The organism is Nostoc sp. (genome assembly GCF_036917275.1).
GTDB lineage: Bacteria > Cyanobacteriota > Cyanobacteriia > Cyanobacteriales > Nostocaceae > Nostoc.
The window spans coordinates 88,654-112,216 of sequence record NZ_JBALDF010000008.1; the positions used below are offsets into that span (position 1 = coordinate 88,654).

General features: G+C 43.0%; 21 protein-coding genes and 2 pseudogenes. 7 read left to right on the forward strand and 16 right to left on the reverse strand.

Going from position 1 to position 23,563, the window contains the following annotated elements:
- The first annotated feature begins 378 nt into the window (after nucleotides 1–378).
- On the forward strand, nucleotides 379–2,670 hold the full coding sequence (locus V7K35_RS03300; protein ID WP_335076371.1) for an amylo-alpha-1,6-glucosidase: 2,292 nt from the start codon (nucleotides 379–381) through the stop codon (nucleotides 2,668–2,670).
- Nucleotides 2,671–2,809: 139 nt separating this feature from the next.
- On the opposite strand, the gene V7K35_RS03305 is transcribed toward V7K35_RS03300, so the two are convergent.
- From V7K35_RS03305 to V7K35_RS03330, 6 genes and pseudogenes are all read right to left on the reverse strand, one after another.
- Nucleotides 2,810–3,490, reverse strand: a complete 681-nt coding sequence (locus tag V7K35_RS03305) for a hypothetical protein (protein WP_335076373.1) — start codon at nucleotides 3,488–3,490, stop codon at nucleotides 2,810–2,812.
- Nucleotides 3,490–3,903: a RusA family crossover junction endodeoxyribonuclease gene (locus V7K35_RS03310; RefSeq protein WP_335076375.1), complete on the reverse strand. Its 414-nt coding sequence runs from the start codon at nucleotides 3,901–3,903 to the stop codon at nucleotides 3,490–3,492. Before V7K35_RS03310 ends, V7K35_RS03305 begins: the two co-directional genes overlap by 1 nt.
- A gap of 107 nt (nucleotides 3,904–4,010) precedes the next feature.
- A complete protein-coding gene (locus V7K35_RS03315) occupies nucleotides 4,011–4,307 on the reverse strand; it encodes a hypothetical protein (protein ID WP_335076377.1) in 297 nt (98 codons plus the stop codon).
- Nucleotides 4,297–4,473: pseudogene (locus V7K35_RS03320) on the reverse strand (BrnT family toxin); the annotation flags it as partial. The gene V7K35_RS03315 and the pseudogene V7K35_RS03320, both read right to left, overlap by 11 nt.
- A gap of 978 nt (nucleotides 4,474–5,451) precedes the next feature.
- A complete protein-coding gene (locus V7K35_RS03325; protein ID WP_334794149.1) occupies nucleotides 5,452–5,781 on the reverse strand; it encodes a DUF2973 domain-containing protein in 330 nt (109 codons plus the stop codon).
- A 306-nt stretch (nucleotides 5,782–6,087) separates the two neighbouring features.
- Nucleotides 6,088–6,405 carry a DUF2605 domain-containing protein gene (locus V7K35_RS03330; RefSeq protein ID WP_335076379.1) on the reverse strand — a complete coding sequence of 106 codons (318 nt, stop codon included), beginning with the start codon at nucleotides 6,403–6,405 and terminating at the stop codon, nucleotides 6,088–6,090.
- A 393-nt stretch (nucleotides 6,406–6,798) separates the two neighbouring features.
- On the opposite strand from V7K35_RS03330, the gene thrS reads away from it, so the two are divergent.
- On the forward strand, nucleotides 6,799–8,640 hold the full coding sequence (thrS, locus tag V7K35_RS03335; RefSeq protein WP_335076423.1) for a threonine--tRNA ligase: 1,842 nt from the start codon (nucleotides 6,799–6,801) through the stop codon (nucleotides 8,638–8,640).
- A 462-nt stretch (nucleotides 8,641–9,102) separates the two neighbouring features.
- Here thrS and V7K35_RS03340 read toward each other — a convergent pair whose 3' ends face one another.
- A complete protein-coding gene (locus V7K35_RS03340; protein WP_335076381.1) occupies nucleotides 9,103–9,264 on the reverse strand; it encodes a hypothetical protein in 162 nt (53 codons plus the stop codon).
- Between the two features lie 240 nt (nucleotides 9,265–9,504).
- On the opposite strand from V7K35_RS03340, the gene V7K35_RS03345 reads away from it, so the two are divergent.
- Nucleotides 9,505–9,939: a hypothetical protein gene (locus V7K35_RS03345; RefSeq protein ID WP_335076383.1), complete on the forward strand. Its 435-nt coding sequence runs from the start codon at nucleotides 9,505–9,507 to the stop codon at nucleotides 9,937–9,939.
- Nucleotides 9,940–10,351: 412 nt separating this feature from the next.
- On the opposite strand, the gene V7K35_RS03350 is transcribed toward V7K35_RS03345, so the two are convergent.
- Nucleotides 10,352–10,921 carry a HEAT repeat domain-containing protein gene (locus V7K35_RS03350; RefSeq protein WP_335076385.1) on the reverse strand — a complete coding sequence of 190 codons (570 nt, stop codon included), beginning with the start codon at nucleotides 10,919–10,921 and terminating at the stop codon, nucleotides 10,352–10,354.
- On the opposite strand from V7K35_RS03350, the pseudogene V7K35_RS03355 reads away from it, so the two are divergent.
- Nucleotides 10,900–11,517: pseudogene (locus V7K35_RS03355) on the forward strand (Rpn family recombination-promoting nuclease/putative transposase); the annotation flags it as partial. The gene V7K35_RS03350 and the pseudogene V7K35_RS03355 sit on opposite strands and share 22 nt — an antisense overlap.
- 166 nt (nucleotides 11,518–11,683) lie before the next feature.
- On the opposite strand, the gene V7K35_RS03360 reads toward V7K35_RS03355, so the two are convergent.
- A complete protein-coding gene (locus tag V7K35_RS03360) occupies nucleotides 11,684–12,022 on the reverse strand; it encodes a hypothetical protein (RefSeq protein ID WP_334794288.1) in 339 nt (112 codons plus the stop codon).
- 136 nt (nucleotides 12,023–12,158) lie between these two features.
- On the reverse strand, nucleotides 12,159–14,747 hold the full coding sequence (locus tag V7K35_RS03365) for a cyclic nucleotide-binding domain-containing protein (RefSeq protein ID WP_335076387.1): 2,589 nt from the start codon (nucleotides 14,745–14,747) through the stop codon (nucleotides 12,159–12,161).
- 461 nt (nucleotides 14,748–15,208) lie between these two features.
- Here V7K35_RS03365 and V7K35_RS03370 point away from each other — a divergent pair, with 461 nt between their 5' ends.
- A complete protein-coding gene (locus tag V7K35_RS03370) occupies nucleotides 15,209–16,405 on the forward strand; it encodes an acyl-CoA dehydrogenase family protein (RefSeq protein WP_335076389.1) in 1,197 nt (398 codons plus the stop codon).
- A 219-nt stretch (nucleotides 16,406–16,624) separates the two neighbouring features.
- Nucleotides 16,625–17,263 carry a transaldolase family protein gene (locus tag V7K35_RS03375; protein WP_335076391.1) on the forward strand — a complete coding sequence of 213 codons (639 nt, stop codon included), beginning with the start codon at nucleotides 16,625–16,627 and terminating at the stop codon, nucleotides 17,261–17,263.
- Nucleotides 17,264–17,505: 242 nt separating this feature from the next.
- Here V7K35_RS03375 and V7K35_RS03380 read toward each other — a convergent pair whose 3' ends face one another.
- The 4 genes from V7K35_RS03380 to V7K35_RS03395 form a co-directional block, all read right to left on the reverse strand.
- Nucleotides 17,506–18,360: a metal ABC transporter permease gene (locus V7K35_RS03380; protein ID WP_335076393.1), complete on the reverse strand. Its 855-nt coding sequence runs from the start codon at nucleotides 18,358–18,360 to the stop codon at nucleotides 17,506–17,508.
- 98 nt (nucleotides 18,361–18,458) lie between these two features.
- Nucleotides 18,459–19,292 (reverse strand): metal ABC transporter ATP-binding protein, encoded by an 834-nt coding sequence (locus V7K35_RS03385; RefSeq protein WP_335076395.1) that lies wholly within the window; start codon nucleotides 19,290–19,292, stop codon nucleotides 18,459–18,461.
- Nucleotides 19,293–19,310: 18 nt separating this feature from the next.
- Nucleotides 19,311–20,366 (reverse strand): metal ABC transporter substrate-binding protein, encoded by a 1,056-nt coding sequence (locus V7K35_RS03390; protein WP_335076397.1) that lies wholly within the window; start codon nucleotides 20,364–20,366, stop codon nucleotides 19,311–19,313.
- 408 nt (nucleotides 20,367–20,774) lie between these two features.
- A complete protein-coding gene (locus V7K35_RS03395) occupies nucleotides 20,775–21,143 on the reverse strand; it encodes a hypothetical protein (protein WP_335076399.1) in 369 nt (122 codons plus the stop codon).
- A gap of 203 nt (nucleotides 21,144–21,346) precedes the next feature.
- Here V7K35_RS03395 and V7K35_RS03400 point away from each other — a divergent pair, with 203 nt between their 5' ends.
- Nucleotides 21,347–21,922: a TMEM175 family protein gene (locus V7K35_RS03400; RefSeq protein WP_335076401.1), complete on the forward strand. Its 576-nt coding sequence runs from the start codon at nucleotides 21,347–21,349 to the stop codon at nucleotides 21,920–21,922.
- A gap of 519 nt (nucleotides 21,923–22,441) precedes the next feature.
- On the opposite strand, the gene V7K35_RS03405 is transcribed toward V7K35_RS03400, so the two are convergent.
- Both V7K35_RS03405 and fdhD read right to left on the reverse strand, forming a co-directional pair.
- Nucleotides 22,442–22,603, reverse strand: a complete 162-nt coding sequence (locus tag V7K35_RS03405; protein WP_335076403.1) for a hypothetical protein — start codon at nucleotides 22,601–22,603, stop codon at nucleotides 22,442–22,444.
- 31 nt (nucleotides 22,604–22,634) lie between these two features.
- A complete protein-coding gene (gene fdhD / locus V7K35_RS03410) occupies nucleotides 22,635–23,504 on the reverse strand; it encodes a formate dehydrogenase accessory sulfurtransferase FdhD (RefSeq protein WP_335076405.1) in 870 nt (289 codons plus the stop codon).
- Between the last annotated feature and the right edge of the window lie 59 nt (nucleotides 23,505–23,563).

Genomic DNA, 23,563 nt, shown 5'->3' on the forward strand with positions numbered 1-23,563 from the left:
ATCAAATACCAAAGAGATATAAGACAAAATTGTATAATGGTAGGGAACGAATGCTCTCTACATCTAATAAAAACTGTAAATTTCGCCTTTTTGCTGAGTATACTATATGTCTTGTGTCTTGAGAAAGTTGAATGACTAATGAATTATCTCAAAATCCTCAGTTTTCACTCTTGACTTTAGACTTATAAAATAGAAATTTCTCAAGATTTGCTTATATGGATTTGAGCGCTGCTATTTTGTCAACAGTATGTAAGGATTACTTTGGCTAGAATAGCTCAAACGAGTTTTAGAGAGCGGATTTTTTCGGAAGTTGTGAGTGTCAGCGACCTCTACTCGGAAGACCACAAAAATCTAGACCTGTACACGGAACTTTGACTAATGACACCGGATACGCTATTGACCCCGGAAAAAATTTTCCTGGATGGAAAAACTTTTATTCCTGCCGAACAATTACCAATCCCGGAGTGGCCTTGTGTTGTGAGTCAAAGGCCACAACCGACACTGACGGTAAAAGATGATGATTTATTTTTTGTAACAGATACTATCGGGAACATTTCTGGCTGTTCCCTCAACGATGGCAATCCCAGCATGGGACTGTTTTGTTGTGATACAAGATTTCTCAATCGCTTGGAGTTGCAAATTGAAGGGCGATCGCCTATACTCCTCAGTAGTACTGCTGAGAAAGGGTTTTCACTCTCAGTTTTGTGTACCAACCCTAGAATCGATGAACGCCTCAAAGCCGACACTGTAGGAATTCGCCGGGAAATCGTGCTGAATGGGGCACTATTTGAAGAAATAGAGATATCTAACTACAGTACAACTACCGTCAGTTTTGAACTAAGCATCAGCTTTGATGCAGATTTTCTTGATTTATTTGAAGTCCGGGGCTATGACAGAGAAAAACGAGGTAGGCTTTTACGTCTAGCGGAACCGACGGCTGAAGAAGGAACATTTTCTCCCGTCGATGGCGTTTTGCCTATACCCAAAGAGCCACCATCTTTTAGAGAAGAATCTTTAACACTCGCCTATCAAGGTCTGGATGGGTCGGTGATGGAATCCCGTATTCTATTTCAGCAGCGGCAACCAAACTATTTCAAGGGTTACACTGCGGTTTGGCAGCTAGAGTTGGCTTCTCACGAAACTCAAAAGCTGGGCTACCGAGTGAATATGTTGAAAAACAACCAGTCCAGTTCAACTGTAAGCGCTGCCTTCACCTTAGGACAGGCGAAAGCTGCTGAGTTTATGGAGAAGCAAAACTGGGTACAGCAAATTACACGCATTAGCTCAGATAAGAATACCTTCAATCGAGTGATTGAGCGGGCTGAACAAGATATGTATTTGTTGCGCCAGTCTTTTGGTAAGCATAAGACTGTTTCTGCTGGAGTGCCGTGGTTTTCTACACTATTTGGACGGGATTCGCTGATTACAGCTTCCCAAGCCCTAATGTTAAACTCGCAAATCGCCAAGGAAACCCTGATCCTACTGGCGACATATCAAGGTCAAATCGACGACGAATGGCGCGAAGAAGAACCGGGTAAGATTTTGCACGAGTTGCGTTTGGGAGAAATGGCTCGTTGTCAAGAAATTCCCCATACACCTTATTACGGTACAGTTGATGCCACTCCGCTATGGCTGATGCTGTATGCCGAACATTATGCTTGGACTCACGATCAAGAACTCTTAGAGCAACTTTGGCCAAATGCTCTAGCAGCAATGGAGTGGATCGATCGCAATACCAAACAAACCAGCTACCTCAGTTACTTCCGTAAATCCAAACGCGGTCTTGTTAACCAAGGTTGGAAAGATTCTGGCGACTGTATTGTAGACCACAAGGGAGAATTAGCCAATGGGCCAATTGCCCTTTGTGAGGTGCAAGCTTATGTCTATGCTGCAAAAATGCGCCTAGCAGAAATAGCTAGGATGAAGAAGCGGCTTGATTTGGCAGATCGTTGGCAAGAAGAAGCTAGAAGTCTTAAGGTTCGTTTTAATCAAGATTTTTGGGTGGAAGACCAAGATTTCTGCGCTTTAGCTTTGGATGGAGATGGCAAGCCAGTAGACAGTATTACCTCAAATCCTGGCCATTGTCTACATTTAGGTCTCTTCACACCCGAAAAAGCCTATAGTGTAGCAGAACGCTTGCGGGCACCAGATATGTTTAATGGTTGGGGCATTCGTACCCTGAGTAGTTTGTCACCTGCTTACAATCCAATGGGCTATCACATTGGTTCAGTTTGGCCCCATGATAACGCTCTGATTGCAATGGGATTGCGATCGCTGGGTCTTATCGATCAAGCTCTAGAACTTTTCCAAGGTTTATTCGACATGACTAGTCGGCAGCCTTACCAACGTCCTCCAGAACTTTTCTGCGGCTACGAACGGAACGGTGATAATGCCCCTGTGCAGTATCCAGTTGCCTGTACTCCCCAAGCTTGGGCTACTGGTAGTATCTTCCAACTGCTGCAAATGATGGTCAACTTGGTGCCTGACGCTCAAAATAACTGCTTGCGAATAATCGACCCTGCTTTACCAGAATCGATTAATCGCCTGTCCTTTCATAATTTGCGAGTCGGCCCCACCATCCTGGATTTAGAATTCGAGCGTTCTGGGACTACGACTGCTTGTCGCGTTGCCAGAAAACGGGGCAATCTTCGGGTAGTTATTGAAGCTTAGAAAGAGTAGGGAGTGGGTAATTCACCACTCCCTATTTTATGCTTAGTGCGTAGGCGTAGCCCGTCGTAGACATCGCTTTAAGCATCACCTGAAATTCAGCAGTATGTCTGTCATACCATCCACTCCAACCAACGTAGTGTTAATCTGCTTCATTGCCAGTGTGTAGAGTTCTTAAGAACTGCTCTGTAAGCTCGATCAATTCATATACAGAATTTTGCGTAAGTTCTGTAGTTTTGAAGCCATGAGCAATAGAATTACGTAATAGGAGTGCATTCATTAGTAACTGATACTTAGATTTTGAAATTATACCTTCAATTGCTAATTGCTTCACTAAGTACAGTGGATCAAATCTTTGTAAACTTAGCTCTTCCTTTTGGGCAATAAGTCTCAAAGTTGCTTCTACCAAAGACCAGGAATATAGGATAGCTGATTTTGGATGTTGCGTTGTAAGTTGCCTTGCTACTTGCAACTGTGATTCTATTTCATGTTCTTGAAGAGAACCCTCTGCTTTCAGAGAATACATTATATCCTCTGGGTTGGTCATTACTAATTCAAATCTCCACCCAGGATATTTTTCTACCGCTTTAGCTAAATTACCTAAGTATTGATTAGAAGAAGAGTTAAGTGAGGAGCGTGACTTGACTTCAATAACTACATTTTCTTCTCCTTTACGTACTATCATGTCGGGGCGATAGTTATTAAGAAATTCAGGCAAGTCTTCTATATTTGGATGAAAAAAAACTTCGTAACCCTTTTCACGATACTCCTCTGCTAGTTTAAGTAATCGCTCTCTTTCTAAGTTTGCGGTTGAAGTTGCCATCAAGTAAGTACCTCCTGATTAGGAGCATCAATTACGACAATATGTAAGAACTCATTGCCACGAGCCAAGCCTTCCGCCAATGTCGAGGTCATGTCTTCTATTCTAAAGTTACCTGACAAATTCCTCTTTCTAACTAGGAGGTCGCTTACTTGCTCATCATCAACGTAGGCTAATCCGATAATTGCATCTTGAATAGGCTTCACTATATTGTCTATATCTATTTGAACAGAATCATAGAAATAGGTTATCTGGAGCATAACCAACCCAGTAGCTGTTTTTTGTTCCGAAGACCAATATTTTTCAGCCTCTTGTCGCACTGTCTTTTTCCAATCTTGAAGCCGATTGCCCTTACCGCGTTTACGAGCTTGTTGTGATACTGGTGGTCCATCTACTATGAACTCAAATCTGATCAATGCACTTCTAAATAATAAATCACAGGTTATTCTATGCTAGTAATCTCGAACACAATCAGATAATTACCGCTACTCAGCTGGATTTAGCTTTTCTCTTGCTGCCGTCACTAACTGTTGCTGTCTCGCCCAGTCGCTTCGCTGAGTGCTTCACAAATTATCTCATCACTCACACCATGCCGTTTCAAGCTCGCAATTAATGTTGAAACAGTATCACCCTCAAGTCGCTCAAGATCAGCTCGGAGTCCTTGTCCGATGTAAGCACGAATTAATGGCTGGTAACCAGAAAACCCTAATAATGGTGCTACTCGCTTCAAATCCTCAATCACATCTTCGGGAATGCGAATTGTAATTGTCGTCATTGGACGACTTTTATCGAGTCGCTTTTTTAAAACTTCAGCTTTCATAGTATTCACGTTCCTTGCGCGTCGCTTTCCGAGCCGAGATGAGCCTAATCATGTCGTTTTCACGCTCAATGTAGACGACGTACAGAAGATTCCATCGTCTATCTAAACCAATCACAGCATCCCGCTGCTCATCATTACGGCTGGCATCAACCACCATTAGAAACGGATCGAAGAAAGCTTATACGGCTTGTTGAAATATTATGCCGTCATGATTGCTGGGATTAATCTGAGCTTTCTCCTCGTTCCAAACGAAGGTGACACCATTAAGCACGAAAAACACATCCATACCCCATAGTCTAGGCAAGATGTATTTACGTTGTCAATACTATTTTTTGTAAAAGCTTACAATTACAATTCAAGGCTGAATCTTGGTACGTGCTAGAACCTTATAATACTTACCTGTTTCTTGTCTTCCTCAGATTCGATAAATAATGCAATAGGGCTTTAGGATTAACTGGCAAATGTTAAGTTCATCAAATTCTGAAACCTTTTACCCTGAAATGCAAACTGGCTTAGTTCTTTCGTTTTCTCTAAATATCCCCCTAACCAATTTTCCTGGCTGCTTCAGATTGTCCTAAGCGATGTAATGGATGATAGTTTCTAAATTTCAAAGTGCTTTTGGCGAGAGAATTACTTGGTAGCTCATGCATCGATTATCTGCTCAACCTACTCAATTGGAATGCTTTGCCCTTGGTCAATTTGGTCAAACCCTTCCCGTATAGCTGCAATAAACTCAATTTTATGAATAATTTATCGTCGGGTTACATTGTGGGGTAAATGTTTCACTAACTCAATAACGGCTTCTTTGTCACTCATAGCAACTTAAACCTGTGTCAAGCGAACAACACAATGTTAACTCCGCAGCTTACCGATGCGATCGCCTCAAATTCAAAGATGGTTATAAATTTCTGCTTAAATTTGGGTTCAGGATGTAAAAACAACAATTATTTACACCCAAACTGCTAATTCCTAACTCTTAAAGGATGTTTGAAAAGTATTGTTATTAACATCAAAACCTCAGAAATTTAACCCCCGTTCAAGCCTTCTCTACAAGGGAATGGGGGTTTCAAAGCCTTTTTTCCTATAGAGGAGAGGAATAGAAGCGGGGTTTTAAAGTATACTTTATGACTTTTCAAACAACCTCTTAAGCTTCCTCTGAATTTTCTCTCTTATGTCCTGGGGATGCTTCGTAAAGTGCATCGAGATGTTGACGCGCATCTTCAACGTTAATCGAACGCATTACCAAAAGTGGCTCTTTAATTAAGTTGCCCGCGCTATCTAATAACTCTGGATGGGGTACAAACTGTTTTTTTGATGAATAATAACCATAGTTGCCTTGATTATTCATTGCTGAGGAATTCGGCGGGTAAGTTCGATCGCGATCAAAACTGAACATGATCAGGTTACGAATTAAGTTGCCAACAGCTATAAATGCAAGGATTGTAAAAGCCAAAATGTAAAGCAGGTGTAACATTAGATTTTCCTCCAAGACAACAATTTTTAAAACTTTATTTTGTAAGGCTTTACTTCGCCGATACTGTGACTCACAGTTAGGACAAGTATTTAACGCGCTCTTTTACGTGCGCTTACATTTATATGGAGCTATTTGTCAACCGTTATTCAACTTACGGTAACATAGGATACATTATTTTGTTAATAAAAATAATGTTAAGAAATTGTTAAGATTTTTGTACTATCTCTTTAACGACTGATCTAGCATTTTGTCGTTAGACATCGCTAAATAGTCTGCCAAAATTTAGCAAATGCTCGCATCTACTGCTTAGACTTCACGCTCTTGACGGAAGCGCATTGCCACATTCCAGCATTCTGTTACTAGTTGATGCCAAGGCATTATCGTTGCCATATCAATCCCGACTTGTTTATCAGTTGCAGTAAATAGCATCTTCGCCGTATTTAATTCGTCTTGCGCTTGTTTAACCCGCAAGAGCAAGTCAGATTGCTCTTGGTCACTCATAAATGATAGTTGCTCAGTTTCGAGTAAATGCCGCGATCGCGTGAACCAATGCTGAAAATCTTCTAGCAGAGGTTCTAAAACCGTTTTCAGCAACTCAGGCCCTGGTACATTTGAGTTTGACATAAATGAGAACTATATTTCCAACTTGCTTACTAATATTAACGTTCTTTATGTTTCTTAACACTTTTATTATTTCTCTCATAATTCAAAAGATGTGAAAAGATGTAACAAAGAACACATAATTTATTATATAGTCTTGATATTGGGTTTGTACACTTCCTTTGGAGAGGCATTTATAGGTATAGCTGACACCGAGTTACAATTCATCAGATAATTTAGCGACCGCCTGTAATTTTGAGTTTGACACTCAGCTAACCGCTCAAAAATTTATCTTCATCCCCGATCAGAAATTAATTCAGTAGTTGGAAGAGAAAGCCGAACTGGCAAAAATCAAAGTCGTTATAGTTGAATAAGCTTACAGATTCAGATAAATCACCTTTTGTAATCACTTCGCCAATGGTTCAGCAGCCAATGTCGCCAAATTCATCAAATCAGTCAGAACAAGTTGAAAAAATTTATTTACCGCGTACCAGCGAATCGGACAACTTAAAAAAGATTCGCCACACTGCTTCCCATGTAATGGCAATGGCAGTACAAAAGCTGTTTCCCAAGGCACAAGTTACAATCGGCCCTTGGATTGAAAACGGTTTTTACTATGACTTCGACAATCCAGAACCATTTAGCGAAAATGATCTCAAAACCATCAAGAAAGAGATGGTGAAGATTATCAATCGCAAATTGGCAGTTAGTCGGGAAGAAGTCAGCCGCGAAGAAGCCGAACGCCGGATTCAGGAAATAAAGGAACCTTACAAGCTAGAAATCCTGGGAGATATTAAAGAAGAACCAATCACGATTTACCATCTGGGGAATGAATGGTGGGATTTATGTGCGGGGCCTCATCTGGAAAATACCAGTGAATTAAACCCGAAAGCAATTGAACTAGAAAGCGTTGCTGGTGCTTATTGGCGTGGGGATGAAACTAAAGCCCAACTGCAACGCATCTACGCCACCGCTTGGGAAAGTCCAGAACAACTCACTGAATATAAGCGGCGCAAAGAAGAAGCGCTGCGGCGAGATCACCGGAAACTTGGGAAAGAACTGGGATTATTTATATTTTCTGATTTAGTAGGACCGGGTTTACCTTTGTGGACACCCAAAGGCACTCTGTTGCGGAGTACTTTAGAAGACTTCCTCAAGCAAGAACAGGTAAAACGGGGTTATTTATCTGTAGTAACACCTCACATTGCCAGAGTAGATTTATTTAAAACCTCTGGACATTGGCAGAAATATAAAGAAGATATGTTCCCCTTAATGGCAGATGATCAGGAAGCTGCCGCACAGGAACAGGGCTTCGTTATGAAGCCGATGAACTGCCCTTTCCATATCCAAATATATAAGAGTGAGTTACGCTCTTATCGGGAACTACCGATGCGACTGGCGGAATTTGGTACTGTTTACCGCTACGAACAATCAGGGGAATTAGGCGGTTTAACGCGGGTGCGCGGTTTTACTGTGGATGATTCTCACTTGTTTGTTACCCCAGAACAGCTAGATAGCGAATTCCTCAATGTGGTAGATTTGATTTTGTCAGTGTTCAATAGTCTGCAACTGAAAAACTTTAAAGCTAGATTGAGTTTCCGCGATCCTGCTAGTGATAAGTACATCGGTTCAGATGAAGTTTGGGACAAAGCCGAAGGTGCAATTCGCCGTGCAGTTGAAACTTTGGGGATGGAACACTTTGAAGGGATTGGAGAAGCGGCTTTTTATGGGCCAAAACTTGACTTTATCTTTAGTGATGCCCTAGATCGAGAGTGGCAATTAGGAACTGTGCAGGTAGATTACAATTTGCCCGAACGCTTTGAGTTGGAATACGTTGCTGAAGATGGGGTTCGCAAACGTCCAGTGATGATTCACCGTGCGCCTTTTGGTTCACTGGAACGGTTGATTGGGATTTTAATTGAAGAATATGCAGGTGATTTTCCTTTGTGGTTAGCGCCAGTGCAAGCTAGATTACTGCCAGTGGGTGATATACAGGTAGACTTTGCTAAAGATGTGGTGGCGAAGATGCGTGCATTGGGCATCCGTGCAGAAGTTGATACTAGTGGCGATCGCTTGGGTAAACAAATTCGCAATGCAGAGAAAGAAAAAATACCCGTGATGGCAGTGGTGGGGGCTAAGGAAGTGGAAACTAACACCTTGAGTATCCGTACCCGTGCTTCTGGGGAATTGGGAGTCATCCCTGTAGATGAGGTGATAGATAAGATGAAGGATGCGATCGCTAAGTTCGAGAATTTCTAAAATCTAACCGCAGACGCACACTAATCACAATTGGTGTGCGTTTTGTAATATATTTACAGCTTTTTCAGGTAAATAGACCTCTCTTAATCCCCCCTTTATAAGGGGGAAAACTTGAAATCTTGCGCCCTCCCCAATACATCCGGGGAGGGTTGGGGAGGGGTGATTCAAGGATTTTTGCAAGAGGTCTAATAGACCACGTGGTAGGGGCACAGCAATGCTGTGCCCTTACGACAGATGTGGTTCAAATACATGAAAACTGCTGTAATCTGACGTCAGTTCCACAAACCTCTCCCTGGCTTGAACTAATTTCAAGTCTGTGCCTTTGGAAGTCGGAGAGGGACGGTTTTCCATAATCAAACCTCTTAAATCATGTCTGCTTGATTACTTATTAAACCCCAAGAACCCCACCCTACCAAAGCGTAGCTGTCTCCCCAAGGCTCATTAATGGAGTTCAAAGACTCGTTAACGGAAGTTCAAAGACTCATTCACGAGTATCAAAGACTCGTCAACGGAGTTCAAAGACTCATTCACGAGTATCAAAGACTCGTTGACGGAGTTCAAAGGTGGATTCATCCAGTTCAAAGACTCGTTGACGGAGTTCAGAGGTGGATTTATCCAGTTCAAAGACTCATTTTAATTTTAACTTTTCACTGCATCTGGAAAGTCAGAAAGTATCACAGACAACAAAACCTTTCTCAATCACCGCACCCAAGAAAACTTTTTGAGTTATTCAAAATTGATAGGATCGATTCAAACACTTATGGAATCTGCTCTTCCTAAACAGACTGGATTTGAACAGACTGGACTTGCATAAATTACTATCAACAATTTTTGACTGACATCATGAACCGCTTTACCTCTATTTTGCTCGCAGGCTTGATAGCATCTGCATCAGCTTTGGGTATTTCTCCAAAAGCTGATGCTAATACACGAGTGGATTATCTTGCTGGGTTAGATAACTACGGCTATCAACACAACGATGATGGTTACTACGAACGTCAGAGTCGTCACCACAGAAATGATGATTATGAACGTGAGAACGATCTTCTCAACATTCGTGACAATAACGATCGCTATGAGCGCGAAAATTATCGCCGCCATGAGCGTGACAATAATGATCGCTATGAGCGCGAAAATTACCGCCGCCATGAGCGCGAAAATTATCGCCGCCATGAGCGTGACAATAATCGCCGCTATGAGCGCGAAAATTACCGCCGCTATGAGCGCTATAATAACATTCGAAACAATCGTGATAATAACAACCGCTATCAACACGATCGTGACTGGGGTCGTGGTTAATCCCTCCACCTTCATTTATTAAGCTTGGTTCCAGGTGAACTGAGCATTGATTCTAATTGGCGGTAGGACAGACACAATCTCTTTTTCCGCTGATTCCAATATCTGACTTTTTACTCTTATCTAGAAAACCTCGCTTCCATTCCCTAGTAAGAAAGCTTGCTCAGGGATTAGGTTTAGCGTAAGCTTTTCTATATAGCAGTCCTAAATCATTCGTGAAAAGTTAAATCCCCGACTTCTTGAAGAAGTCGGGGATCTAGACACCGCGAATGACGTGAAAAGTCAGATTTTTATTAAATAAACAATTTACCCTTAGCCTAGAAGTTTCTTTCTTAATTACGAATTACAAACTTGTATTGAGCGTAACCAAAATATTACGAATTACACCCTTGGGCGCAACAGTTGCACGAAGGTATCACTCACAGTATGGTCTTTGGTATCGGCGGCGTATTGAACTAATTTTTCTTTCAGTTCTTTGGCAGCATCTAAAGGCAGTAAGTTTACTAGCAAAAAGTAGACACCGCGAAAAGGGTTTGGCAGCTTCCCCTAGATTTACTAACGCCTCTGTTGCACCGAAACGAGCACCTGAGTCAACGGTTTTATCTTTGAGGAAGTCGAAAATGTCTTTGACGTAGGGTTTGGCAGCTTCCCTCAGATTTCCCAATGCCTGTGCTGCACTGGAACGAACAGAGGGATCGACGGTTTGATTCTTGAGGATTTCAGCGATATCTTTGACGTAGGGTTTGGCTGCCTCCCCCAGATTTCCCAATGCCTGTGCTGCACTGGAACGAACAAAGGGATCGACGGTTTGATTCTTGAGGATTTCAGCGATATCTTTGACGTAGGGTTTGGCTGCCTCCCCCAGATTTCCCAATGCATAAGCTGCACTGGAACGAACAGAGGGATCGACAGTTTGATTCTTGAGGATTTCAGCGATATCTTTGACGTAGGGTTTGGCTGCCTCTGTATCGTCTGCCAATAACACAAGTTGTCGTATTATTACTTCCTCCCGCAGCAGAAACAGTAATTGAAACTGTCTTCTGTGTCGAAACTACCCGTCATGAATATCGCGTGATTCGCTTATGGGAAGAAAATCCCGAACTATTCCTCAATAACCCAGCTTTATTACCATTAGCACCCCTGGCAGCAACCACGCAACCCCAAGCATTGTTGCAACAAGTTGTGGTCAAAGTTAATCAACTTGAGCCAAGACAACGACCAGAAATTTCTGCTTACACCCAAATCTTAGCGGGATTAAAATACAATCAAGACTTGATTCGACAATTATTTCGGGAGGGTATGATGCGCGAGTCAGTGATTTATCAAGAAATTCTCGCTGAAGGTGAACAACGCGGCGAACAACGCGGACGGGAAGAAGGACGAAAAGCAGAAGGGCAATTGCTGATTCTCCGTCAGCTTACTCGACGGGTGGGAGAATTACCCCAAGAGGTGCTAGACCGAATTGAAACTCTCTCTTTAGAACAATTAGAAAATCTCGGTGAAGCATTGTTGGATTTTCAAGCGATCGCGGATTTAGAAACTTGGTTTAGTACATTAGACGTAGGAGTGAAAATGACGTAGATACAATTTATGAATTATGCCTACCAAGGATTTCGGGCAACGCATAATTAATTTCACTCCTATGTCTATTAAATGAATTTTTCCATTTGAGCCAATGTCTGATGGCGCTAAGGGAAAAAATAGTTTCAGAAGAACGAAAGCGAGTTGAGCTTGTCAGTTTGCCATATTATAGTTCAATTAACTTGAAGCCCCAAGGTTTGAGAGCCGCTTCAGCTATTTCTGAATTTACACCTTCATAAGCCTCCCATTCCAAGGGATGCTCTTTAGGATGTCCGTCGCCGACATTACCTGCAACTTTGATTATCGGACAGTTGGCAATGCGATCGCGCTCTAACTGTTTTGGCACTACTAATTCGATTTTGTGCCCGACAAACTTCGCTGTACTTTCATTAGCTACAGATTCACGGATTAAACAAATATCACCAGCAGTCCCCCAAGTCGTCTGGTAGATGTGGAGGAACGATATATAGGTTTGTGGTTTGATGGATCTTTTTAGAACTTGCATTATCTGTAATCCTTACACTATGAGCGAAAAATCATATGAGTATTTTCTATCACCTTCGTAGGCAAGAATGTTTTTAACTCACATTTTGCACCTAGCCCAGGCGATTATAAACCGCCTGGTGGAATAGATGTGAAACTCAAAACACAATAATCGCCCACATACTAACTCCCAAAGCGATCGCGGCTAGGTGTTGCAACATGAGCGATCGCACTGGTTGCTTGGCAATCTTTTGTGTTAATAACATAGTCATCAACACTGAGAAAATTATCGTTGCACCTTGCAAAAAGGCAATCACAGCCGGGTGAGCAACCAATATTGGCAATTGTTCACCACTCAAACCAAGAGTAGCAAAGGTCACGGGTAAAATCCGCCCACCTTCTCCTAAGCCCAAACGCAAATAGTGAGCCAAGTTTCCCCCCAAGACTAATGGTAGGTAGCCATAGGCAAGCTCTACAAATGATCGAGGCTTCATCCAATTTTGGATTTTGGATTTTGGATTTTGGATTTTAGATTTTGCCGCTTCGATATAGTTCGCTAACCAGTAAGACATTTGTATCAGTTTGTAGGCCGCAAAGGTAAAAATCGCTGGGATAATTAACACTAGCAGCGATAATCCGAAGTGCTGCCAAAACTGAGTTAAATCCAGTTGTAACCCCAACCAAGATTGCAATTCTGGCAGGCGATGCAGATATATCCCACCCAACAACAAAAACAATAATGCTACTTCATAGGTGCGGGGTACATGAGTTGTCCACAGTTCAATTCCAGGGGGACGCAAGTTGAACTCAACGGAACGATGGGGACAGGCTTTCAGGCAAGTCATGCACAGGACGCAATCTCTGTTATCTTCTAACTGGGCTGGGTGCGAGTATAAGGGACATCCATTGGTTTCCATCCCTTCGCCCTTTTGTGGCCCGCCTTTATAGCACTGATAAGTGGTGCAACTGGCAGAACAAATACCTTGCTGTGCCCGGAGTTCCGTCATTGAAAGTTTGGCAAATAAACCATTCATCCCGCCGATGGGACAGAGATACCGACACCAAAACCGCCGCTCAAAAAGAGCAGAGAAAATCATTGCCCCAGCGGTAATTAACAGCAGCAAACAAGCGCTAAGGTAGGCGGTATTTTCTAAATGCCAGAGTTCTTCCCATAAGAAAATTAGGGAGAACAAACCAAACATGAACCATCCACCCCATTTCTCAGCTTCCTGTCTGGGCCAACGCTTGAGTTTTCGAGGCCACAGCCAGAGAGATAACTTTTGGGTAATTTCCCCGTAAATCATGAAAGGACAAACAGAACACCAGATCCGTCCCAAAAAGGGAAAGAGAAATAAGAAGAAAGGCCACCACCAAGCCCAAAAGAAATTTAATACGAAATTGCGATCGCGGGTTTGCGGGCCAATAAATAACACTGCAATAATAATCGCAAAAGCCGTTGCAGTGAAACCATAGTTAATGCGATCGGGCCACCAGGGACTACGTAAAAACCGCCGTAAACGCGGATAGGCATTTAACAGATTCACCCGAAATCGTTTTTTCTTAGTTTCGGCTGGCCAGAAAATTTCTTCTGTTAATTCATTCGCCCCCTCCGCTTGCACGATCGCCCTTTCTACCAGATTTTTCAATTCTTTGAGGTTGCCAGGAAAATCATAGGACTGGAGGCGACGCAAAGCTTCTGGGGTAATATGCGGTTTCGGAACGCCTCTAGCTCGAATGTATAGACTAGTATAATATTCAACCTGTGCCTGAACATCGGTTTTCCGCACCCGGAGCGGTGGTACTTTAATAATGTGACCAACACAACGTTCAATTGTCGGCTGAGTTTTTTCTGAAACAATCAGAATTCTGGCTGTACTGGGGCGAGGTTCAGGTGCTGCTTCTCCCGAACGAGCCACGGGGGTATATGTGCCAGTTTTGAGCAACTGCGTCACGGGAGGTAATAATTCTTCGGGCAATTCTTGGATGTTGTTGAGAACTAGAGTCCCTTCTCCCAACCATTCCAACAGTCCTGGTTTACCGCCTGCGCGACCGAATAAATCTGCACCGCTCGTTTGGAGAATACCACAATTTACTTTAATAATTGGTTCTCGCCGTTTTGGAGAACCAAAGTGGATTAGAGCTGCTATATTGTCTTTTTCTAACCCCGGTTCTCCGAAAATATCCACTGATTTGCGGTCAGCAGCCGCTCCTCGAATTTGCTCCCGCAACCGCACAGCATAGCGACTTGTACCGATAATTCCGCGTTGTGCTTTGGTGACTAAATATGGTCGCAAAGCTACTGATCGTTCTTGTTCATAGCCAAGTGCAGATGTCACCTGAGCTAATTCTTGAGCCAATTGGCGGGAAAAAGCCAGAGCAATGTCGGGGTATTGGGTGACTAATTCCCGAAATTTAGCAGCAGGTACAACCCACAAGTGACATTCAGTTACCGTAGTAATTGTGAATGGACTTAATTCATCCAACAGCAATTCTTGGAGTTCAATCACTGCTCCAGGGAGGAATCCACAAGCTAAAGCTGGGTTGGTTTCATTGGTACTATTGCTTTCAAGTTGACCTTCGACAAGAATATAAAGGGCTTCTGAAGGAGTGCCTTCGCTAACTAAGTCAGTTTCGGCACTCACTACTTGTTCTTCAATTACTTGAGCGATCGCATTTAACACTTCAGGCGAGAGAATTCCTAAACTCGTCCGTTCTTGTAGCCATGTAACCGTTTCTGGAGATGTCATATTAAGTTCTCCGTGTAGGCTGCTGTATAAGAAGAATTATCCCTGAAAGCTGGGTCAAAATATCTGTATGTGGCGATGCATGACAAGTTATCTCATGTCCGTCCATATACCGATGATTCCGTATTGGAATATGACGCCGCCACCTCAGTGAAATTGTGAGTAGTATTAAATATCTGGTTTTTGCAGCCATCGGGCGACCCTACCCGCCAAAACTCCACCTAAAATTGGAAACTCAATTGACTTTTTTATAGCTATTTTTGACTTTTCTTTCTTTTGTGCTTACTTGTTGAAAGAGTGTGGATATTCTAAAACTACTATAGACAAAGAATTTTTCTATTTATATACAAAGGCTAGAAATGAAAATACGGTTATAAAAGCGACATTTTGATACTAACTATAAGGTTTTCGGACATCAAAGAAAGCTGTATATTTGCGCTGTAAGAATAAACAAAAAATAAAAAATGATTGACTTTAGCCTCACTCAAGAACAGCAGATGTTGCAGTCACTTGCGCGTGACTTTGCTCAAAACAAAATTGGGCCTATTGTTCAAATAATTGAAGAGTCTAACAATCTAGAGATGGAACCTTGGGATTTCTGCAAACAGGTGTTCTATAAGGGGGCTGAATTGGGATTCACATCCTTGATGGTTCCAAAAGAGCTAGGAGGTGTGGGTGGAAAGTGTATAGACTTAGCTGTAGTGTTAGAAGAAATAGGCGCTGTTGATGTCAGCATTGCTTGTAGTTACTTTAATCTCACCGCAGCGATGTCACTGTTTGTCAGCAGAGTTGCAACCCAAGAACAGCAAGAACGAATATTATCTTTTGTCAAATCAGGAAAACCACATCTATTCAGTGCCGCAGAGAGTGAATCTAATGTCGCCACCTCTGATTTGTTCTGCCCGCTCCCAGATCCCAATATTGGGATGAAGACCTTTGCAGCACGTGAGGGCAATGGATACATTCTCAATGGAACAAAATCCTCGTTAGTCACAAATGCTGGAATTGCGGATGCCTACTTCATCATTGCCCGTACAGCCATAGATAAACCATTGCGCGAAAGTTTGTCTATCTTTTACGTTCCAACAGATACACCTGGGATTAAGTTTGGCAAAAAGACACAGATGATTGGTTGGAAAGCCTCCCATCATGCTGAGATTTGCCTGGATAACGTCCTAGTCCCTCCACAAAATCTGATTGGACAAGAAGGGGAAGCAGGAAAACTACTGATGTTGGTTCCAGAAGTAGCTATTGGACTGGCAGCTTCTTATGTTGGTTTGGCTCGTGCTGCTTATGAGTATGCTTTGAATTATGCCAAGCAAAGAGTTAGTTGGGGTCGTCCGATTATCGAACATCAGGCAGTGGCTTTAAAATTAGCAGATATGATGATTAACACCCAGGCTGCACGACTGGTAGTATGGGATGCTGCCCGTACAGCAGAAACTTATCCTCAACTTGCCGCCACAGTCAAAGCACCAGCCGCCAAGACTTTTGCAGTGGATGTTGCAATTAAAAACGCACAAACAGCAGTTGAAATTCTTGGGGGCTATGGGGTGACAAAAGAGTGTTTAGCTGGCAAGTTCCTTGCTGATGCAACTATCGGGTATTCCTGTGACTTTACGCGAGAAGTCTTGCGTCTGGGGATTGTGAATTTTTTGTAATGGATTGAGGAGTAGCTAGTTACTTCCAGTAGCGGGCGTGCCAGGACGATATCTCATACCAAGTTGCCCCTTCTCTTTAATCCTGACTGATTTTTTCCCTCTTGGCAAAAAACTGGGATGCTTCCACCTGTGTTCTATCCAATTAAAAACTGTTGTAACTTGGGACTAATCACGTGCAGCTATTGCATAATAATATCGGGGAATTGATCGGGAGAAATTATGGCAATTTATCTAGACTCGGCGATCGCATCTGAAGCTGAAGTTGTTAAGCTTTGGGGATGGGTGAAAGGCATTACAACAAATCCCACGTTGTTGGCTCAAAGCGATATCCCACCAGAAACTACACTCAAAAAATTGGTTTCCTTGACGAATGGCCCTTTATACTATCAACTTGTGGCATCTGATAAAGCTGGAATGTTAGCTGAAGGTAGAAAAGCTTTCGAGATTATTGGTTCGCAAACAATTTTAAAGATTCCTGCAACACCGTTAGGTTTTGAAGTGGTGGCGAGTCTATCACCAGAAATTACCTGTTCAGTGACAGCGATTTACAGTGCAGCACAGGCAGCAGTAGCACGGGAAGCAGGTGCTAAAATTGCCATAGCTTATGTAAATCGCGCTACGCGGTTGTTAGGTGATGGTATTGCCTTAATCCGAGATATGGCTAGGGTACTCCAAGGCAGTGATACTGAAATCTTGGCAGCTAGTATCAAATCTCCCGAAGAAGCAGCCGCTTCATTGCAAGCTGGAGCGGATCATTTGACTTTACCATTGGCAATGTTGCAAGCGATCGCTACTCATGAATTTTCACAAAAAACTGTTGAAGAATTCGCTAAACGTGGCATCGGCTTAAGGATTTAAATCTAAAATCTAAAATCCAAAATGGTATGAGTTTGTCAGATATCCCTAATCTCTGGGTTCCTTTAGCACTTTTAGGTTTAATTGTCCTAGCTGCTATATTTTTTAGTCGCAGTTAATCTGTGATAACTCCAAGATTGAATTACTACCTTCGCAGTGCAAAATTAGCTAATTTCTCTACTTCTGTTCCTCTGTGTTTTTTGTCTTGAAAAGTTCCGATCATCCCTTCAGTCCTCTTAAAAATCTTACCGTTCGTGTTTTGTAAAAAAAGCAGAGAAACGGCGTTTGTGTCGGGCTTGCAGACTCATACTGAGCAACACACAGGCAAATATGGCGGTTGAAAGCAGCACTACACTGGCTCCAGAGGCGATATCGAGGTAGTAACTGAGGTAAATCCCCACAAAGGAAATTGCTGCTCCTAGAATGCCAGAAATAATCATCAGATAACCAAAGCGATCGCTCACTAATCGGGCAATTGATGCTGGAATTACCACTGCTGAAATAATCAGTGTCACCCCCAACACATTCAATGTTGCCACCAGTAAAGTTGCTAGCATCAAAGCAAATAGAGTATCCATTGCAAAAACGGGTACACCGTGAACTTGAGCAACTTCTCGGTCAAAACACCAAAACAGCAATGGGCGATAAAACAAGAAAACAAGACTGAGTAAGATGATCGTCACACCAGTCACCACCCACAAATCATTAGGGGAAACCCCCAATACATTGCCAAACAAAGCGGCTTCAAAGTTTTGGCTAAACTTCCGATAGCTGCTGATCACAGCTACTCCCAAAGCAAAGCTAGCAGTTGTCACAATCCCAATTGCTGCATCTGAGTAGACTTTGCGTCCAGTCAGATATTGAATCAACAAGGCAGCTGCAAAACCCCAAATACCAGAGCCAATGTAAAAATTCAAGCCCAGTACATAACTCAGCACAGCTCCACCTAAAATTGCATGAGATAAGCCGTGGGCAATGTAACTCATCCTGCGAGTTGTAATATAAACTCCCATAATGCCGCATAATAGCCCCGCCATCATGCCTACTAAAATCGCACGGCTAAAAAATTCATAATGAAAAGGTGTGAGTAAAAAATCCATATAAAGTATTTAGAATTGCTGAATTTGAGAATGAATTAGTCTTTTTTCTTTTGCTCCAGGAGTGTGAGCTTGTCAATCAGCAACGTTAAGTATTTATCTTAAGCAGACTTCGAGTCAGATCGCCGTAGTGCGTCGGGCAAATTATCTTGCATTTGATGGCGTAGAGAAGTACCGCCACTAGCGATTAAAATTCGGTCTTGTTGGTAGAAAACTACCATTTCTCCACCAAAAGTCTGCTCAAGGTTGGCGGGAGTGAAGACATCGATCGGTTGACCTTGGCAGATTAAACCGTGGTTGAAACAAACTACCCAAGGCAAATGAGTGGCTACTGAGTTGAGGTCATGGGTGGAGAGGATAATTGTCAAACCTTGCTGATTCAAATCAGCTAATAGGTGCAAAAGTTCGTGTTGAACGTGCAAGTCTGAACTACTGGTAGGTTCATCTAAAAGAACGATTTCCGGCTCTCCTACTAAAGCACGGGCAATGAAAACCCTTTGCTGTTGACCACCGGATAGATTACCAATAGGTTGATGGGCAACATGGGCAACGCCAACGCGTTCTAGGAGTTCGCTGGCAACAAGGCGATCGCGTTTTGAAGACCAAGGCAGCATTTTCTGTTTTTGGTAACGCCCCATCATTACCACTTCCAGAGCCGTGACTGGAAAAGTCCAATCTACTGTTTCCACTTGCGGCACATAGCCTACCAAAGGCGGTGCTAATCCAGGCTTTAAGCGCTTTCCTCGAAACCAAATCTCTCCAGTCCAAGGAATCACCAACCCTAATATCGCTCTAATTAAAGTGCTTTTACCACTGCCAGAAGGCCCCACTAAGCCGGTCAGTTGACCGGGGTAAAGTGTCAAATTAACACCCGTAAAAACTGGCTGGGTTTGGTAGCCACAAGTCAAATTTCTAACTTCAAGTATCGGTTCCATGCACTTATTTTATCTATGCTACTTAGTTGCTGTTGGACCGACGACATTTGCAGTATTTAAGTTTTTCACTAAATCAGAATTTCCCCCTAAGCTAGAGGCGATAATCCGCATATTGTTAGCCATCATGCCAATATAGGTATGCTCAGGATTAGTATTTTCAATTGCATTGGCTGACCCCTTACCTGGTAACTCATCATCGGCGGTGTTAGCGGTTTTTACATTTGCTTCGCGGGCAATTTGTTCTTCTACCTTGCTGGGGTAGACCTCAGAACCAAAAATTGCTGGGACACCTACTTTCCGAACTTGGTCAATAAGCTTTGCTACATCTTTAGCGGAAGGTTCTTTGAAATCTGAAGGTTGGATTGCACCAATCACTTGAAAACCATACTCTCTAGCCCAATAGGCCCAAGAATCGTGGTAGGTCAAAAGTTTACGGTTTTTAGCGGGAATACTGGCGACGATTTCCCGTGTTGCTTTGTCTAGGGCATCTAGGCGTTGTAAATAATTTTTCAGATTGGTAGCGTAGTAATCTTTGCCAGCAGGGTCTAGAGTGGTTAATTGTTCGGCGGCTAGTTTGGCATAAGCCTCAGCATACTTAGGGTTTACCCACAGATGAGGATTGGGATCACCTTTTTCTTTCGGAAAGCTGAAGTCGAAAAGCCATTGGTCTTGGGTAATAGTTTTACTGCCTAGTTCAAAGATTTTAGTTTCTTTGAGCTTGGAGGCGATCGCTAGTTTTTCGGTTGGGGATTCTAAATGCAACCCATTGGCGATGATCAAATTAGCTTTGGATAGAATATCGGCATCGCTAGGACGAGGCTCAAAGGTGTGAGAATCGGTTCCTTCTGGAATAATACCTTTAACTTCTAGGCGATCGCCTGCAATGTTGCTGACAATATTTGTTAAAGGAGCAACTGTCGTTACAACTAAAAGCTTATTTTGTGTCTTTTGCTCTCCTGCTGGAACTGGAGTGGTTGTTACTTCAGGGCTGGGAGACACCGCCGTATTCTGAGGCGGACTGCAAGCTACTACCATGAAGCTGAGTGCCAATAGCAATCCAGAGAGGGTCTTCATTACACTCAAGCCTTCTAAAATTCAAGGGTCAGCCTATTATTAAAGCTCTACCCAGTATCAAAATGCAATGCCCCCATAGAGTATTTTCGCAGTGAAATATTTAGATTTTTTTTACCAACTGATCCCATGTCCGGCAAATTACTTGTAATAGATGATTGCGAGGGCTACGTAAACGCTAAACATGGCTTCCTGTTGGGGAGCATCCTAAGAGGATGTTTGAAAAGTCCATAATGATATATCAAATATTTTTCTACCCCTCCCTAACCCTCCCCGTATGTATTGGGGAGGGAACCGGATTTTTCTTGTTTCCCCCCAATATATCGGGGGGACTAAGGGGGGTAACAACGCAATTAAAATCACAGTTAACCACTTTTCAAACAAGCTCTAATACAAAAACCTTGATATCCCTCATTCCCTAACCCCTTCTCCCATGTTTGGGCTACGGTGTATACACAAGTCGTCATGGCGATGCCTGCGGTTCTTGCTCGCCAACGCATTTGTTATTTCGGCGTACGCATTTGTTATTTCGGCGAACTCATTTGTTATTTCGGCGTACGCATTTGTTATTTCGGCGAACTCATTTGTTATTTCGGGGTACGCATTTGTTATTTCGGGGTACGCATTTGTTATTTCGGGGTACGCATTTGTTATTTCGGGGTACGCATTTGTTATTTCGGCGTACGCATTTGTTATTTCGGGGTACGCATTTGTTATTTCGGCGTACGCATTTGTTATTTCGGCGTACTCATTTGTTATTTCGGCGTCTCCATAACGCACCCCACGAAACAACTAGAATTGAAACCTATGCCGATCATACTTGTGTGTATACCGTAGCCCATGTTTGGGAGAGGGAAAATTAAGCAAAATTGGGGTGCTCCTGCTTCCCATAGGGTAGTAGAACGTTCGCAAAGCCGCTACTTGGTACGATAAAGTCAGAGTGTCACAACTGACTCTCAAGTAAACAGAAAAGGAGTGCGGACATGGGAAAAGGGAGGTTAGAAGCATTCAGCGATGGGGTGATTGCCATCATCATCACCATTATGGTGCTGGAAATCAAAGTGCCGCATGGGTTCGATTTAGCGGCGCTGCGTCCGCTGATCCCAGTACTTCTGAGCTATGTACTGAGTTTTATTTATATCGGTATTTACTGGAACAATCACCATCATCTATTACAGGCAGTCCGGCACGTTAATGGGCGTATCCTTTGGGCTAACCTGCATTTGCTGTTTTGGTTGTCGCTAATCCCTTTCGTCACTGGCTGGATGGGCGAGAATAACTTTGCCGCAATGCCAGTTGCCCTTTATGGTACGGTATTATTGTTGGCTGCGATCGCTTACTTCATCCTTACCCGCACCCTCATTTTGCACCACGGTAGGGATTCCGCTCTAGCGATCGCAGTCGGTGGAGACTTCAAGGGAAAAATATCGGTGGTGTTCTATGCTTTGGCAATTCCACTTGCCTTTGTGAATTCATGGTTTGCCTGTGCATTGTACGTTTTAGTTGCGATCATATGGTTTATCCCCGACCAACGTATTGAGAAGACTCTCACTTCCTAGACTAGGAGATTATTTTATCTTTCCTCCAGCTAGCTGATTTGAGCAAATCTGCATCTGTTGTGGATGTCCCTAATTCCTTTCGTTACCGCTTAGGAGAAAATTATAATCTGTCTATCTATATAGCCTTTTGTACAAAGCTTCAGGTTTACAGCAGATTGCAAGTTACAGCTATTTTCAGGTAAATAGACCACGCGGTAGGGGCGCAACGCCTTGCGCCCCTACGACAGATGTGGTTCAAATACATGAAAACTGCTGTAATCAAGTACAAAAATACCCCTCCCTAACCCTCCCCTTAGAAAGGGGAGGGAACTAGATTAGGAATTTCCCCCCAATACATCGGGGGGATTAAGGGGGGTAAGGATGTACTTCATTTAGATGCAAAATGCTGTAGTAGTACAGTTGGCGAGATGCTCTCAAAGCCCTTCCCACAAATAGCGATCGCTTGATTTGGCTGGGGCAATGATATCACAGTTGATATCATTCTCACTCAAGGAAAGCGATCGCTTAATTTGGCTGTGATCAGCCAAAACCCAATTCTCTCAACTTAGTCCACTCATCGGAAATCTCGCAAGCAAACCACTTATACCAATTCTCCGTCAGCTTGCACTTAATGATTACTCCTTCTGTCTTGGCGTACTTGGCGTACTTGGCGGTTCGTTTAATAATTAAGTGCATCTTCATAGAGAAGTCGTCCTCTCTGGAGTAACACATTCTACGAAATTTGCTCTTTATTAAATCTGTGTTCCTGTGCAGCGTTTATTCTTTGTAAACCAGTATAAATATTGAACCGTTCTCCGCGCAGGAATCCAATTAAGGTAATCCCGAATTCCTTGGCGACAGACACCGCCAAACTACTGGGAGCAGAAACAGAACAGACAATGGGAACTCCAGCAGTTGTAGACTTTTGTAAAATCTCAAAACTAGAGCGGCCGCTGACCAGGACAATACAATTATTTAAAGGCAAATCGTCACTGAGCAAAGCTGTACCGATCAATTTATCCAAAGCATTGTGTCGCCCAACATCCTCCCGCAGATTTAACAGTTGTCCTTGAAAATCGAAGGTAGCCGCAGCGTGTAAACCCCCTGTAGCAGTAAAGATACCTTGAGCAGCCCGGAGCTTGTCTGGTAGGCTGTAAATGATCTCAGGTGTTACCGTTGGGCCAGGAGGAATCACCGGACATCCGCGCAGACGCAAAGCCTCAAGGCTAGCTTTACCACACACCCCACAGGCGCTACTAGTGTAGAAATGACGCTCCAAAGGTTGTAAGTCTGGAATCAATCCATCCCGCAATTCTACATTTACGATGTTATGCCGCTGCTCACCATCTACCAATTCATCTACGCAGTAGCTAATTCGTCGGATATCTTCCCTGCGGCTAACGACTCCTTCACTGTAGAGAAAACCAGCAGCTAGTTCAAAATCTGCCCCTGGTGTCCGCATGGTTATAGCTACTGTCTTGTGGAAAGGGGCAAGACGAATTTCTAAAGGTTCCTCAGTAGTGAGATGATCTAAACGAGACCGTACTTGACCTTTTTCCATTACCCAAACAGTGGCTTTAGTTTTGCTTTTAGTTGGCGTCATATTTATGAGAGTTGGTGAATTGAAATTTTGATACTAATCTGGAAACAAAGTAATGCTAT